Origin of the sequence: Geobacillus sp. DSP4a (assembly GCF_013096875.1) — a bacterium.
Lineage (GTDB): Bacteria > Bacillota > Bacilli > Bacillales > Anoxybacillaceae > Geobacillus > Geobacillus thermophilus.
Genome location: NZ_SDLD01000002.1, coordinates 12,076 through 26,737, shown reverse-complemented (window position 1 = coordinate 26,737; position 14,662 = coordinate 12,076). Strand labels below are relative to the sequence as shown.

Sequence of the window (14,662 nt, the reverse complement as noted above, 5' to 3'; positions counted from 1 at the left end):
TTGTATAATAGCGGCGAAGGGAGGCCGAACCGTGAAAATTTTAACGACGCAAACGATCGGATTGTTGCAAAAAATCGCCGCGAATGAAGAGCTGGCGCTCGAAGACGGGGCGCGTCTGCTCGCTCAGGCCGCCATCGGTGATGGGCGCATTTGGCTGTATGGCATCGGTGAACTCGATGCGGTCGTCACCGCCGCGCTTCTCGGTCCGGATCGGCTGCCAAAGGCGGCCCGCATCGAATCAAGGGAAGTGGGCAATTGGAACGAAACGGACCGGGCGCTCGTATTCGCCCGTTTTTCCAACGACAACGAAGCGATCCGCCTCGTGGAACAGCTGCAGGGGCACGGCGTTGATACGGTTGCCGTCTCAGCGCTCGTCAAAGACGAGCCGGGCTTGGCGGAGCTGGCCGCTGTCCATATCGACAGCAAACTGTCCCGCCCGCTCGTGCCGACGGAAGACGGGCGTCGCATCGCCATGCCGACCGTGACCGCCGCTTCGTTCATCTACTATGGGCTTGTCGTGTTGCTTGATGACATTTTGCAAGAATATGCCTAAAAAGAGAGGGTGTCCCGTTGCGTTGGGACACCCTCTTTCTTGCTGCGCCGCCGGAGGCTATACCGTCCCCTTGCCTAGGGCGGCATATCCTTCTTTTGATTGCAGCGCCGCTTTGACAAACTCGCGGAAGAGCGGCTGCGGCCGCGTCGGGCGCGAGGTGAATTCAGGATGGAACTGCGCGGCGACAAACCACGGATGGTCTTTCAGCTCGATGATTTCCACAAGCCGTCCATCCGGGCTCGTGCCGGAGAAGACGAAGCCATGCTCTTCTAATAGATGGCGGTATTGATTGTTGAATTCATACCGATGGCGATGGCGTTCGTAAATGACTTCATCGCCGTACGCAGCGTAGGCGAGCGTTCCTTCCTGCAGCTTGCACGGATACAGGCCGAGGCGAAGCGTGCCGCCTAAATCTTCGACATCCTTTTGCTCTGGAAGCAAGTCGATGATCGGATGCGGCGTATTCGGGTCAAACTCGGACGAATGGGCGCCAGACAACCCGACAACATGGCGGGCAAATTCAATCGAGGCGAGCTGCATTCCTAAGCAAATGCCCAAAAACGGCACGCGCTGCTCGCGGGCGTAGCGGATCGCCTCGATTTTCCCTTCCACGCCGCGGTCGCCAAACCCGCCCGGAACCAAAATGCCGTCCGCGTCTTTCAGCAACTCCGCCACATTGTCGCGCGTGACGTGCTCCGCATTCACCCATTGGATCTCAATGTCTGTATCAAATGCATAGCCGGCATGGCGAAGGGCCTCGACGACCGAAATGTAGGCGTCCGGCAGTTCAACATACTTGCCGACGAGGGCGATTTTCGTCGTTTTCGACAAGTTTCGCACTTTCTCGACGAGCGCTTTCCACTCCGTCATATCTGCTTCACGGCAGTTGAGGCGCAAATGTTCACAGACGATTTGATCGAGCTTTTGTTCTTGAAGCATAAGCGGCACCGCATAGAGCGTGTCCGCATCGCGGCACTCAATGACTGCCTTCGGGTCGATGTCGCAAAAGAGAGCGATTTTGTCTTTCATCTCTTGCGGCATCGGCATTTCCGTGCGCACGACGATGACGTTTGGCTGAATGCCGAGGCTGCGCAGTTCTTTCACGCTGTGCTGCGTCGGCTTCGTTTTCATTTCCCCGGCTGCCTTGATGTATGGCACAAGCGTGCAATGAATGTACATGACATTTTCGCGGCCGACGTCGCTTTTGATTTGGCGGATCGCTTCCAAAAACGGCAACGATTCAATGTCGCCGACCGTGCCGCCGATCTCCGTAATGACGACATCGGCGTTCGTCTCTCTTCCGGCCCGGAAGACGCGCTCTTTAATTTCGTTGGTAATGTGCGGAATGACTTGCACCGTGCCGCCTAGGTAATCGCCGCGGCGCTCTTTGCGGATGACGGCGGAGTAGATTTTCCCGGTCGTGACGTTGCTGTATTTGTTCAAATTAATATCGATGAACCGCTCATAATGGCCTAAGTCCAAATCCGTTTCCGCGCCGTCATCGGTGACGAACACTTCGCCGTGCTGATACGGGCTCATCGTTCCCGGGTCGACGTTAATGTACGGGTCGAACTTTTGAATCGTCACGTTCAGGCCGCGATTTTTCAAGAGCCGCCCGAGCGACGCAGCTGTGATCCCTTTCCCGAGCGAAGAAACGACACCGCCCGTCACAAAAATGTATTTCGTCATTTTGTCTTCCCCCTTGCCGAAGTTACAATAACAGTGTTTGCGAAAGGGCAAATAAAAAAACGCTCCGCTTACCATATGTAAGGGAGCGACTGATGAATTCGTCCATTTTTCAAGAGCCCAACACACATTGTACCGAATTCCTCAAACAAAGTCAAGCGGTTATTCGTCTTCCTCCGCTTCCTCGAGATCCAGCTCTTCGTCAAGCGGTTCATCGTCCAAATCAAACGGTTCGTCGTCGAGAATGTTCTCATCGTCAAAAGCAACGTCTTCGTCCAGATCGAATTCCTCGTCTTCGAGCAGCTCTTCGTCGTCAAGCTCGAGCTCTTCCTCATCGTAGTCATCAAGATCGTCGTAATCGAGATCCTCTTCGTCAAGCAGCTCTTCGTAATCATCGTATTCATCATCAAGCGCTTTTTTCTTCTTCTTCGGCTTGACGATCGTCACCGTTTCGTCTTCCGTCTGGTCAAACGGATACCACGCACGCAGCCCCCAGACGTTTTCCCCAACGCAAATAAACCGCCCGTCGATGTTTAAATCGGTATAATATTGGGCAAGCCGCGCGGCGATGTCGTCTTCCGCCATGCCGGTTAATGCCGCGGCTTCGCGGACGATTTGGTCGAACGGCAGCGCCTCGCGCTTGTCAAGCAAAATGAGGTTCGCCAGTTCGACGAACGACATCTCCTGCAATTCCTCTGGCGAGTATTGCTGCTGCAGGCTCAAGTTCAGCACTCCCCTTCTATATAATGAAACAAATGAATGCAAGTGGAATACATACCATTCATTATAAACAAATTGTCGGGGTTTATGCTACATATTTGGCGAAAAAAGCAAAAGAGAGCCGCCCCTGCAGGCGGGACGGCCTTCGTTCCTCTTGATCCGGCGTCTCTTCCTTTTCTCCTCTTGGCAACGTTTGCGCCGTTCTACATATTCCGCCGGTATTGCCCGCCGACTTCGTACAAGGCGCGGGTGATTTGCCCGAGGCTGGCGACTTTCACGGTTTCCATCAATTCTTCGAAAATGTTGCCGCCGCTTGTCGCCACTTGCTTCAGCCGTTCGAGCGCTGGACCGGCTTTGTCTTTATTCCGCTCTTGGAATTCGCGCAAATTGCGGATTTGCGTCTCTTTTTCTTCATACGTCGCCCGGGCGAGCTGGATGTTGTTCAGCTCCTCCTCTGACGGCGGATTCGGGTTTAAGAACGTATTGACGCCGATGATCGGCAGCTCGCCGCTATGTTTTTTCGTTTCGTAATAAAGCGACTCGTCTTGAATTTTGCCGCGCTGATATTGCGTCTCCATCGCCCCGAGCACGCCGCCGCGGTCGTTCAACCGTTCGAACTCTTGCAGCACCGCTTCTTCCACTAGGTCGGTCAGCTCTTCGATAATGAACGACCCTTGAAGCGGATTTTCGTTTTTCGCCAAGCCAAACTCTTTTGTAATAATGAGCTGGATCGCCATCGCCCGCCGGACCGACTCCTCGGTCGGTGTGGTGATCGCTTCGTCATAGGCGTTCGTGTGCAGCGAGTTGCAGTTGTCGTAAATCGCCAACAGCGCCTGCAGCGTCGTGCGAATGTCGTTAAAGTCAATCTCTTGCGCGTGCAGCGAACGGCCGGACGTTTGAATATGGTATTTCAGTTTTTGGCTTCGTTCGTTGGCGCCGTATTTTTCGCGCATGACGACCGCCCAAATGCGGCGCGCAACGCGGCCGATGACCGAATATTCCGGATCGAGGCCGTTGCTGAAGAAAAACGACAAGTTCGGCGCAAAATCGTCAATGTGCATGCCGCGGCTCAAGTAATACTCGACATACGTAAAGCCGTTCGCAAGCGTAAACGCCAGTTGCGTAATCGGGTTGGCGCCGGCTTCGGCGATATGGTAGCCGGAAATCGACACCGAATAATAGTTGCGGACGCGGTGCTTGATGAAATACTCTTGGATGTCGCCCATCATTTTCAAGGCAAAGTCGGTTGAGAAAATGCACGTATTTTGCCCTTGGTCTTCTTTTAAAATATCGGCTTGCACCGTGCCGCGCACCGTTTGCAGCGTATACGCTTTCACTTGTTCGTACTCTTCCGGCGTGAGCGGGCGGCCAAGCTCGGCCTCTTTTTTCTCGACTTGCTGGTCAATCGCCGTGTTCATAAACATCGCCAGCAAAATCGGGGCCGGGCCGTTGATCGTCATCGACACCGAGGTGAGCGGATCGCACAAGTCAAATCCTTTGTACAGTTTTTTCATGTCATCGAGCGTACAAACGCTGACGCCGCTTTCGCCGACCTTGCCGAAAATGTCCGGCCGGTAGTCCGGGTCTTCGCCGTAAAGCGTCACCGAGTCAAACGCCGTGCTGAGCCGTTTCGCTTTGTCTTCTTTGCACAAATAGTGGAAGCGGCGGTTTGTGCGCTCCGGCGTCCCTTCGCCCGCAAATTGCCGTTTCGGGTCTTCGCCTTGGCGCTTGAACGGGAAGACGCCGGCTGTATACGGGAACGAGCCGGGGACGTTTTCTTTATACACCCAGCGCAAAATTTCCCCGTAGTCTTTGAATTTCGGCAAGACGACTTTCGGAATGTCCAAACCGGACAACGTTTTCGTCGTCAGTTCGGTGACAATTTCTTTGTCCCGCACTTTTGTCACGAGTGTCTTCGCCGCATATTTCGCTTTCGTCTCTTCCCATGTCGCCAAAATGCGCTTCGATTCGGGCGTCAGCTTCGCTTCGTAATCGGCTTTGAGCGTTTCGAGCGCGCGGATCACGTCTTCAGCTTCGTCCCGTTCCTTCGCCGCTTCGATGGCCCCTTCGATTTGGAAGAGGCGTCGGGCCACCTCGACTTGCTGCTCGGCGCGGCGGTGGTACGAGCGGACCGTCTCCGCGATTTCGCGCAAATAGTAGCGGCGCTCATTCGGGATGATGACGTTATGCTTTTCAACGTTGGCAACGGTTTTCAAATTCGTCTTCCAGTTCGTTCCCGTTTTCCGGTTGATCGTATCGACAAGTGCGACAAAAAGCGTATTCGTGCCCGGGTCGTTAAACTGGCTGGCGATCGTGCCGTATACCGGCATTTCCGATAGATCGCGGTCAAACAGCTGATGGCTTCGTTGATACTGCTTCTGCACTTGCCGTTTTGCATCTTCCGAGCCTTTGCGTTCAAACTTGTTAATGGCGATCAAATCGGCGTAATCGATCATATCGATTTTCTCAAGCTGCGTTGGCGCTCCGAATTCGCTTGTCATCACATACATCGAAACGTCGCATACTTCGGTAATGGCGGCATCGCCCTGGCCGATCCCGCTCGTTTCGACAATGACGAGATCAAAACCAGCCGCTTTGACGACCGAAATGGCGTCGCGGATCGCCGGCGACAGCTCAGAGCGGGAATGGCGCGTCGCAAGGCTCCGCATATAGACGCGCGGCGAATGGATGGCATTCATCCGGATCCGGTCGCCTAACAGCGCCCCGCCCGTTTTTTGTTTCGTCGGGTCGACGGACAAAATGGCGATTTTGATATCCGGAATTTCATTTAAAAAGCGGCGCACGAGCTCATCGGTGAGCGAACTTTTCCCCGCCCCGCCCGTGCCGGTGATGCCGAGGACCGGCACACGCTTTTCCATCGTCTTCACTTGCGCAATCGCTGCTTCAGCGGCGGCCGCCGCCTCATCCGTCGCCTCGGCGCGGTACTCGCACAGCGTAATGAGCCGGGCGACCGCTTGCACATCGCCGGATGCCAGCCGCTCGATTTCATCGGTCACCGCCGTGACGGTCGGAAAATCGCATTCTTCAAGCATGACGTTAATCATTCCTTGCAGGCCGAGACGCCGTCCGTCTTCCGGCGAAAAAATGCGGGCGATGCCATACTCGTGCAGCTCCTTGATTTCGCGCGGGATGATGACGCCGCCCCCGCCGCCGTAAATGCGGATATGGGATGCGCCCCGCTCTTGAAGCAGGTCATACATATATTTAAAAAACTCCATATGCCCGCCTTGGTACGAGGAGACGGCAATGCCTTGCACGTCTTCTTGAATGGCGGCGTTGACGATTTCTTCGACCGAACGGTTATGGCCCAAATGGATGACCTCGGCGCCGCTCGCCTGCAAAATGCGGCGCATAATGTTGATTGAGGCGTCATGGCCGTCAAACAAGCTCGATGCAGTCACAAAGCGGACGTGATGCTTCGGACGGTAAATGTGCGCCATCGTTTCTTCTCCCCCTTTTAGACTCGCTGTTTCTCCATAATCCCCCTTAATAAAAACTCGGTTTGCAGTTCGATATATTCATCGAGTGTATACATTTTCCGCAGCACCCAACGGCGGAACGCCCACATTTGCCCAAGAACGACGATGTTGTGGGCGAACAGGCGGATTTCGCTTTCAGAAAGCTGCAACGCCCCGCTCTCAACGCATGCGCGCAAAATATGTTCGAAAATCGCCGCCATATCGAGTTCTTTATTCAACACATACGGCAGCGATTCTTTGCTTAGCGCTTTCACTTCTTGATACATGACGAGCACTTCATCATCGAGTTCATCAACAACGCGGAAATAGTGGGCAATGGCGCGCCTTAACCCTTCGATCGTGCCATGGTGGGCACCGAGGTCTTGTTCCGTCCGCTCCCGCACCTCGTCGTAAATGCGGTCGCACACTAAATAGAGGACGTCTTCTTTTTTTCGGATGTACTCATACAGCGTGCCGATGCTAAATCCGGACGCTTTGGCGATCTCCCTTGTCGTCGTTTGGTGGAAGCCTTTTTGTTTAAACAGCGAAATGGCGCCTTTAATCATTTCATTGCGCCGTTTTTTCACAAGCTTTTCGTCTTTGACTGAGGCGATTACTTCCCGCTTTTTCATGACCGGTTCCTCTCCCCCCCTATCCCCGTTTGGCGGCGAAGCGGCGCCCGCTCCCCCCGCCGTTGGTGCGGGCGCTAAGAGTGCAAAGCGGAATGGACGGCTTCGCCAGTCCATCGATGTGCCGAGCGGTGCGCAAACGGCGGCCAGCCGCCGCGGCGCCGCTGAACAGAGGCGCGGCGTTAATCGCGCGTCAACGCGCGCGAGATGACAAGACGCTGAATTTCCTGCGTTCCTTCGTAAATTTGCGTAATTTTCGCATCGCGCATAAACCGCTCAACTGGATAGTCTTTCGTGTAGCCGTTGCCGCCGAAAATTTGCACCGCCTCAACGGTCACTTTCATGGCTGTGTCGCCGGCAAACAACTTCGCCATCGCCGACGCTTTGCCGTACGGCAGGCCGTTTGACTCAAGCCATGCCGCTTGATACGTCAAGAGCCGCGCTGCTTCAATCGCCGTCGCCATATCGGCGAGTTTAAAGGCGACGCCTTGCTGCTCGGCAATCGGTTTACCAAACTGGACGCGCTGCTTGGCGTAATCGACTGCGGCGTCAAGCGCCCCTTGAGCGATGCCGACCGCTTGGGCGGCAATGCCGTTTCGGCCGCCGTCAAGCGTCATCATGGCGATTTTGAACCCTTCTCCTTCTCGGCCGAGCAAGTTTTCTTTCGGGATGCGGCAATCTTCGAAAATCAGCTCGGTCGTCGGCGACGAACGGATGCCGAGTTTCTTTTCTTTTTTGCCGATTGAAAAGCCCGGCGTCCCTTTCTCGACGATAAAGGCGCTGATTCCTTTATGCCGCTTTTCCGGGTCGGTGACGGCAAAGACGACGTAAATTTCCGCCTCGCCGCCGTTGGTGATCCATACTTTCGACCCGTTTAACACGTAATGGTCGCCGTCTTTTACAGCGCGCGTTTTCATCGACGCGACGTCAGACCCGGCCCCCGGCTCGGACAGCCCGTACGCCCCGAGCTTTTCCCCGGTCGCCAAGGCGCGCAAATACTTCTGCTTTTGCTCTTCCGTGCCGAACTTGTAAATCGGCCAGCTGGCGAGCGAAATGTGGGCGGAGAGCGTCACCCCGGTTGAAGCGCAGACGCGCGACAGTTCCTCAACGGCGATGACATACGCCAAATAGTCGCTGCCGATGCCGCCGTACTCTTCCGGCCACGGAATGCCGGTTAAGCCGAGTTCCGCCATTTTGTTGAAAATGCTGCGGTCAAACCGCTCTTCTTCATCGCGTTCAGCGGCTGTCGGCGCCACTTCGTTTTCAGCAAATTCGCGCACCATTTTTCGCAGCATTTCATGTTCTTCGCTTAGTTGAAAGTTCATCTTTCCATTCCCCCGTTATTGTATAGTCAAATCCTCGTCCCCCGTGCCAGCGTGATCACCATCTTCCAGATACAGACATAAACTTGTTGGTGAGTTCCCGTTGCACCACAAAACGCCGCAAAAGACAGAGCCCCATGTTTATGCCTCGATCCCTGAAAGCGGCGTTGTTCGGTCTTCCGAAAACCCGGCGCTTAGAGCTATTTCCACCATTTCATTCGATCGCCAATCATGAGCTGGCTGAACACAAGCTTTTCTGCCTCTTTCCTCGAACAAGAACGCCAGCGGGCAAATGCCATTTGCCCGCAAAACGTCCATTGTTCGAGGAGGGCATGCTGTCGCATGCCCAGTCGGCAAGCGAACGGCTTGCCGACTACGGCAGAAAAGCTAGGAACAGAGCCTTCTCATCTGGTTCGGATTGGTTCATCAGCATGCCTGGCACAAATGCTTGCTGATGACGATGTGTTGGATTTCGCTCGTTCCTTCGTAAATTTGCGTAATTTTCGCATCGCGGAACAGCCGCTCGACGGGATAATCTTTCGTATAGCCGTTGCCGCCGAACACTTGCACAGCTTCGATGGCGTTGTCCATGGCGGCTTGTGAAGCGAACAGCTTTGCCATCGACACCTCTTTGCTGCACGGCAGCCCTTGGGCGCGCAGCCAGGCGGCGCGGTAGACGAGCCATTTCGCCGCCTCGGCTGCTGTCGCCATATCGGCGAGCTTAAAGGCGACGCCTTGCTGCTCAGCAATCGGCTTGCCAAATTGCACCCGCTCTTTTGCATAGGCGACGGCGTGCTCGACGGCTGCCTCGGCGATGCCGAGCGCCTGGGCGGCGATGCCGATCCGGCCGACGTCAAGGTTCGCCATCGCGATTTTAAACCCTTCTCCTTCCTGGCCAAGCAAGTTTTCCGCCGGCACTTCCGCATCCTCGAACGTAATCGTCACCGTGCGCGACCCGTGCAGCCCCATTTTTTTCTCGTCTTTGCCGATCGCCATCCCTTTCGTTCCTTTTTCGACGATGAACGCCGAGATGCCGCGGCTGCCCGCTTCATTCGGATTCGTGCGGGCGAATACGATATACGTATCCGCTTCGCCGCCGTTTGTAATGAAAATTTTCGATCCGTTCAAGACGTACACATCGCCGCGGCGCACCGCTTTTGTCTTCAAGCTTTTTGCGTCCGAGCCGGCGCTCGGTTCGGTGAGGCAAAACGCCCCCAAATATTCGCCTCGGGCAAGCTTTGTCACGTATTTTTGCTTCTGCTCTTCGGTGCCGAAGTACAAAATCGGGTTCGTGCCGACCGATGTATGCACCGACAAAATGACGCCGACTGTCGGGCTTACTTTCGAAATTTCATGAATGGCGATAATGTAGGAAATGAAATCCATGCCCGCACCGCCGTACTTCTCGGGAACCGTGATCCCCATCAAGCCGAGTTCCGCCATTTTCTTTAAAATCGGGCGCGGAAATTCCCCTTGCTCCATGCGCTCGACAAACGGGGCAATTTCCGCTGCGGCAAACTCGCGCACCATTTGCCGCATCATTTCCTGCTCTTCGGTAAAGCGAAATTGCATGAGATGGCCTCTCCCTTCCTCTTGTTGCTGGCTCGATGTTGCGTTTGGCGCCGCCCGCCTCGCCGCCGCATGCATGGCTTAGGCGGTTCAACGGCATATAGGCGAAACCGATTGCCGGCTGATGCCGCCGCGCTTATTCGTACGTGTAAAATCCGCGGCCTGTCTTGCGGCCGAGCCAGCCGGCTTTGACATATTTGCGCAAAAGCGGGCACGGGCGGTATTTGTCATCGCCAAACCCTTCGTGAAGGGTTTCCATAATGTACAAGCATGTATCCAGCCCGATAAAGTCGGCGAGCGTGAGCGGCCCCATCGGATGGTTCATGCCGAGCTTCATCACCTCATCGATGGCTTCCTTCGTCGCCACCCCTTCATATAAGGCATAAATGGCTTCGTTGATCATTGGCATTAAGACACGGTTGGAAATAAACCCTGGAAAATCGTTCACTTCGACCGGCACTTTGCCGAGCTTTCGGGTGACCGCCTCGATCGTTTCGTATACGTCATCCGCTGTCGCCAAGCCGCGGATGATTTCGACCAGTTTCATGACCGGCACCGGATTCATAAAGTGCATGCCGATCACGTTCTCCGGCCGCTTCGTCGCCGCTGCGATTTCCGTGATCGGCAGCGACGACGTATTCGAGGCCAGGATCGCCTCCGGGCGGGCGATTTCGTCGAGCTCCGCAAACAGCTTCGTTTTCACATCCATGTTTTCGACGACCGCCTCAATGATGAGATCCGCTTTGGCGGCATCACGCAGGTCGGTGGAACGGACGAGCCGCGACAGCGCGGCGTCTTTGGCTTCGGCTGTCATCTTGCCTTTTTCCACTTGGCGGCCGAGCAGCTTGTCGATAGTGGCCATCCCTTTATCGAGTTGGGCTTCGCTAATGTCGTATAACAACACGTCATAGCCGGCGACAGCGCATACTTGGGCGATGCCTGACCCCATCTGTCCGGCGCCGACGACCATAATCGTTTTGACGTCCATCATTCGATCCCCCTATATAGAAAAATTCGCAAACGCTCTTGTTCGTTTATTGGCTCCGTCCCGGGACAACGCAGATCGCAAACCAGCGGTCGCAGCGCCCAAGGAGGCGGCAGGCCATCCATATTCCAAAACCGCGGCCGCCCCACCGCCAAGCAAACCGCCTCCTCTATGGCGACAACGCCGTCAGGCGGCATGACGCGTCACGCCTCGCCCCGCTGGCGCGCGGCCGCGATGACGCGGCAGGCCATGCTTTATACTTCGATTAAGATGGCGTCGCCTTGACCGCCGCCGCTGCAAATCGCGGCAATGCCCAGCCCTCCGCCGCGGCGCTTCAACTCATGGGCGAGCGTCAAGATGATGCGCGCGCCGCTCGCGCCGATCGGATGACCGAGGGCGACAGCGCCGCCGTTGACGTTTACTTTTTCCGGATCAAGCCCGGCGATTTGAATGGCGGCAAGCGCAACCGCGGCAAACGCTTCGTTCACTTCGAACAAGTCAATGTCGTCAACGGTCTTTCCTGTTTTGCGGAGCAGTTCGTTGATGACAAGCCCCGGCGTTTTCGGGAAATCTTTCGCCTCGACGGCGATGGCCGTGTGGGCGACGACCGTCGCCAGCGGCTCGAGCCCCTCGCGGGCGGCGCGCTCCTGGCTCATCAACACAAGCGCGGCAGCGCCGTCGTTGACGCCTGGGGCGTTCCCGGCCGTGATCGTGCCTTCGGGGTCAAACACCGGTTTCAGTTTCGCCAACGCTTCAAGCGACGTATCTTTGCGCGGCGCCTCGTCGCGTTCAACGACAAGCGGCTCACCTTTGCGCTGCGGAATCGAAACCGGCACGATTTCTTCCGCCAGCCGCCCGGCTTCGATGGCGGCAATGGCGCGCATATGGCTGCGGTACGCCCACTCGTCTTGCGCCTCCCTCGTAATGCCGAGCTCTTTCGCCGTATTCCCGCCGTAGACGCCCATATGAACGCCGGTGAAGCTGCACGTGAGGCCGTCATACACCATTAAATCTTTCACCGTGCTGTCGCCCATCCGCAGCCCCCAGCGCGCTTTCGGAAGCACATACGGGGCGTTGCTCATCGATTCCATCCCGCCGGCGACGATGATATCAGCCTCGCCTAAACGGATGAGCTGATCGGCAAGCGTCACGGCGCGCATGCCGGACGCGCATACTTTGTTCACCGTCTCGGTGCGGACGTGCCACGGAATGCCGGCATGGCGCATCGCCTGCCGCGACGGAAGCTGCCCTTGTCCGCCTTGCAAGACGGTGCCCAAAATGACATGATCAACTTGTTCGGCGCTCACGTTGGCGCGGACAAGCGCCTCTTTGACGGCGACGCCGCCGAGCTCAGGCGCTGACAGCGCTTGCAAGGCGCCGCCCAATTTTCCAAACGGGGTGCGCACCCCGCTCACAATCACTGTTTTCCCCATGGTTCCTTCTCCCCCTTTTTCGAATAAGAAAGCGATTACAAAAACACAGACTGAACGCTCGCTCGATAGCAGTGCGAAAGAGAAGGCGTACCGCTGTACACCTCCCCTTTCATTATACTTATTATTTTAAAAAATATAAATTGTCTATGCAACTATTTTTATGATGCGGCTTCTTCTTTTTCCTCGCCAAACACCGATTTCGCCAACAGTTCGGCGACATCGTACGTCGCGACGCGATCTTCCACTTCCTTCGCTTTCGTGCCGTCCGACAGCATTGTCAAGCAGTACGGGCAGCCAGAGCTGATGACCGTCGGATTGACAGCAAGCGCCTGCTCGGTGCGAGCGACGTTGATCCGGTTGCCGGTCGTCTCTTCCATCCACATGAGGCCGCCGCCGGCTCCACAGCACATTCCTCGCTCGCGGTTGCGCTCCATTTCAACAAGCTCGACGCCCGGGATGGCGCGCAAAATTTTCCGCGGTGCGTCATAGACGTCATTGTAGCGCCCTAAGTAGCACGAGTCATGGAACGTAATGCGTTCATTTACCGGATATTTTGGCACCAAGCGCCCTTCTTCAATGAGCTTGGCGAGCAATTCGGTATGATGGTACACTTCGGCGTCCAGTCCGAAGTCCGGATATTCGTTTTTGAACGTGTTGTAAGCGTGCGGGTCGATTGTGACAATTTTCTTGACGCCCGCTTTTTCAAACTCGGCGATATTGTTCGTCGCCAGCTCTTGGAATAAAAATTCATTCCCTAACCGGCGCGGCGTGTCGCCCGAGTTTTTCTCCTTGTTGCCTAAAATCGCAAATTTGACGCCTGCTTCATTCAGCAGTTTGGCGAAGGCGAGGGCGATTTTTTGGCTTCGGCTGTCATACGACCCCATCGAGCCGACCCAGAACAAATACTCGATTTCCTCTCCTGCTTTCGCCGCCTCTTTGACGGTCGGCACATGCACATCATCGCGCAGCTCACGCCAGTTTTCCCGCTCTTTCCGGTTCAAGCCCCACGGGTTGCCTTGACGTTCGATGTTCGTCATCGCCCGTTGCGCATCCGGATTCATCCGCCCTTCCGTCAACACGAGATAGCGGCGCAAATCGATGATTTTATCGACGTGCTCGTTCATGACCGGGCATTGGTCTTCACAGTTGCGGCACGTCGTACAGGCCCAAATCTCTTCTTCGGTGATGACGTCGCCGATGAGGCTCGGCATTTCAATCGCCGCCGCCTGCTCGGATGCCGCAGCGAATGCCAGCTGGTTGCCTTTCGTGTTTTTAAAGGCGAACACAGGCACCCACGGGGCCCGCGACGTGACGACCGCCCCTTTTTCGGTCAAATGGTCGCGCAGCTTCAAAATCAAATCCATCGGCGACAACATTTTCCCCGTGCCGGTCGCCGGGCACATGCTCGTACAGCGGCCGCACTCGACACAGGCGTACAAGTCGATCAATTGCTTTTGCGTAAAATCTTCAATTTTGCCGACGCCAAACGACTCTTGGCTTTCGTCTTCAAAGTTGATCGGCGAAAGCTTCGGCCGCGTCAGCCGGCTGAAAAAGACGTTGATGGGCGCCGCAATCAAGTGGGCGTGCTTCGACTGCGGAACGTATACAAGGAACGTCAGCAAAATCAACAAATGCACCCACCAGGCGATAAAGAAGAGCACCGCAGCCCCCGTTTCGCCGACCCAGGAAAACGCGGCAGCGATGAGCGAGGCGACCGGTTCGCTCCATGTCGCTTCCTCGCCATGCCAAATCATGCTCATGCCGTTGCCGAACAGAACCGACAACATCAACCCGCCGATGAAAATCAAGACGAGTCCGGCTTTAAAATCGCGCTTTAAGCGGACGAGCTTTTCAATATAGCGACGGTAAAAAGCGGCAAACACCGCGATCAAAATGAGCAGGGTGACGATTTCCTGGAAAAACGTAAACCCTGGATACAGCGGCCCAAGCGGCAAATGCGCCCCCGGCGCAAGCCCTTTGATGATAAAATCGATGGCGCCAAACTGAACGAGAATAAACCCATAGAAAAAGACGACGTGAATGATCCCGCTTTTTTTGTCCTTGAGCAGCTTTTTCTGGCCAAACACGTTGACCCAAATGTTACGCAGCCGCTCATTCACTTTTTCATCAAACTCGACCTTTTTGCCGAGCTTAATGTACATCGCCCGCGTTTTGACAACATACGCAAACAAATAGACGGCGTAAGCGGTTACAAGCAAAAACGCGAGCCAGTTCACCAACAATAAGGCGTTCATCTTCTCTCCCCTTCCCCCGCTTTTCAGCGAA

The 14,662-nt window shown here is 55.6% G+C and carries 10 protein-coding genes; 1 reads left to right on the top strand and 9 read right to left on the bottom strand.

Features of this window, described 5'->3' with window-relative positions; genetic code table 11:
• Positions 1–31 precede the first annotated feature (31 nt).
• Entirely contained in the window at positions 32–553 is a 522-nt protein-coding gene (locus ETC02_RS01490) for a DUF2529 domain-containing protein (protein WP_171697975.1), read from the top strand.
• Positions 554–610: 57 nt separating this feature from the next.
• Here the strand turns inward: ETC02_RS01490 and ETC02_RS01485 are convergent, their stop codons facing one another.
• The 9 genes from ETC02_RS01485 to ETC02_RS01445 form a co-directional block, all read right to left on the bottom strand.
• Positions 611–2,242, bottom strand: coding sequence for a CTP synthase (locus ETC02_RS01485; protein ID WP_044745379.1), 1,632 nt, complete (start codon positions 2,240–2,242; stop codon positions 611–613).
• Positions 2,243–2,401: 159 nt separating this feature from the next.
• The gene (gene rpoE, locus ETC02_RS01480) at positions 2,402–2,962 is read right to left on the bottom strand and encodes a DNA-directed RNA polymerase subunit delta (RefSeq protein WP_033008421.1); all 561 of its coding nucleotides are present in this window, start codon (positions 2,960–2,962) and stop codon (positions 2,402–2,404) included.
• A gap of 200 nt (positions 2,963–3,162) precedes the next feature.
• Positions 3,163–6,420, bottom strand: coding sequence for a fused isobutyryl-CoA mutase/GTPase IcmF (icmF, locus tag ETC02_RS01475; protein ID WP_171697974.1), 3,258 nt, complete (start codon positions 6,418–6,420; stop codon positions 3,163–3,165).
• A gap of 17 nt (positions 6,421–6,437) precedes the next feature.
• The gene (locus ETC02_RS01470; RefSeq protein WP_063210992.1) at positions 6,438–7,070 is read right to left on the bottom strand and encodes a TetR/AcrR family transcriptional regulator; all 633 of its coding nucleotides are present in this window, start codon (positions 7,068–7,070) and stop codon (positions 6,438–6,440) included.
• Between the two features lie 179 nt (positions 7,071–7,249).
• Positions 7,250–8,392, bottom strand: coding sequence for an acyl-CoA dehydrogenase (locus ETC02_RS01465; RefSeq protein WP_033010751.1), 1,143 nt, complete (start codon positions 8,390–8,392; stop codon positions 7,250–7,252).
• 423 nt (positions 8,393–8,815) lie between these two features.
• Positions 8,816–9,961: an acyl-CoA dehydrogenase gene (locus ETC02_RS01460; protein ID WP_050367985.1), complete on the bottom strand. Its 1,146-nt coding sequence runs from the start codon at positions 9,959–9,961 to the stop codon at positions 8,816–8,818.
• A gap of 133 nt (positions 9,962–10,094) precedes the next feature.
• Complete coding sequence (locus ETC02_RS01455) at positions 10,095–10,946, bottom strand: 3-hydroxybutyryl-CoA dehydrogenase (protein ID WP_050367986.1); 852 nt, start codon at positions 10,944–10,946, stop codon at positions 10,095–10,097.
• A 251-nt stretch (positions 10,947–11,197) separates the two neighbouring features.
• Positions 11,198–12,376: an acetyl-CoA C-acetyltransferase gene (locus tag ETC02_RS01450; protein WP_033010747.1), complete on the bottom strand. Its 1,179-nt coding sequence runs from the start codon at positions 12,374–12,376 to the stop codon at positions 11,198–11,200.
• Positions 12,377–12,534: 158 nt separating this feature from the next.
• Positions 12,535–14,631, bottom strand: coding sequence for a (Fe-S)-binding protein (locus ETC02_RS01445; protein ID WP_050367988.1), 2,097 nt, complete (start codon positions 14,629–14,631; stop codon positions 12,535–12,537).
• Positions 14,632–14,662 lie beyond the last annotated feature (31 nt).

Bases quoted from the DNA above. Each gene is read 5' to 3' on its own strand.
- ETC02_RS01485 (WP_044745379.1), bottom strand. From the start codon at position 2,242: ATGACGAAATACATTTTTGTGACGGGCGGTGTCGTTTCTTCGCTCGGG.
- icmF (WP_171697974.1), bottom strand. From the start codon at position 6,420: ATGGCGCACATTTACCGTCCGAAGCATCACGTCCGCTTTGTGACTGCA.
- ETC02_RS01470 (WP_063210992.1), bottom strand. From the start codon at position 7,070: ATGAAAAAGCGGGAAGTAATCGCCTCAGTCAAAGACGAAAAGCTTGTG.
- ETC02_RS01465 (WP_033010751.1), bottom strand. From the start codon at position 8,392: ATGAACTTTCAACTAAGCGAAGAACATGAAATGCTGCGAAAAATGGTG.
- ETC02_RS01460 (WP_050367985.1), bottom strand. From the start codon at position 9,961: ATGCAATTTCGCTTTACCGAAGAGCAGGAAATGATGCGGCAAATGGTG.
- ETC02_RS01455 (WP_050367986.1), bottom strand. From the start codon at position 10,946: ATGGACGTCAAAACGATTATGGTCGTCGGCGCCGGACAGATGGGGTCA.
- ETC02_RS01450 (WP_033010747.1), bottom strand. From the start codon at position 12,376: ATGGGGAAAACAGTGATTGTGAGCGGGGTGCGCACCCCGTTTGGAAAA.
- ETC02_RS01445 (WP_050367988.1), bottom strand. From the start codon at position 14,631: ATGAACGCCTTATTGTTGGTGAACTGGCTCGCGTTTTTGCTTGTAACC.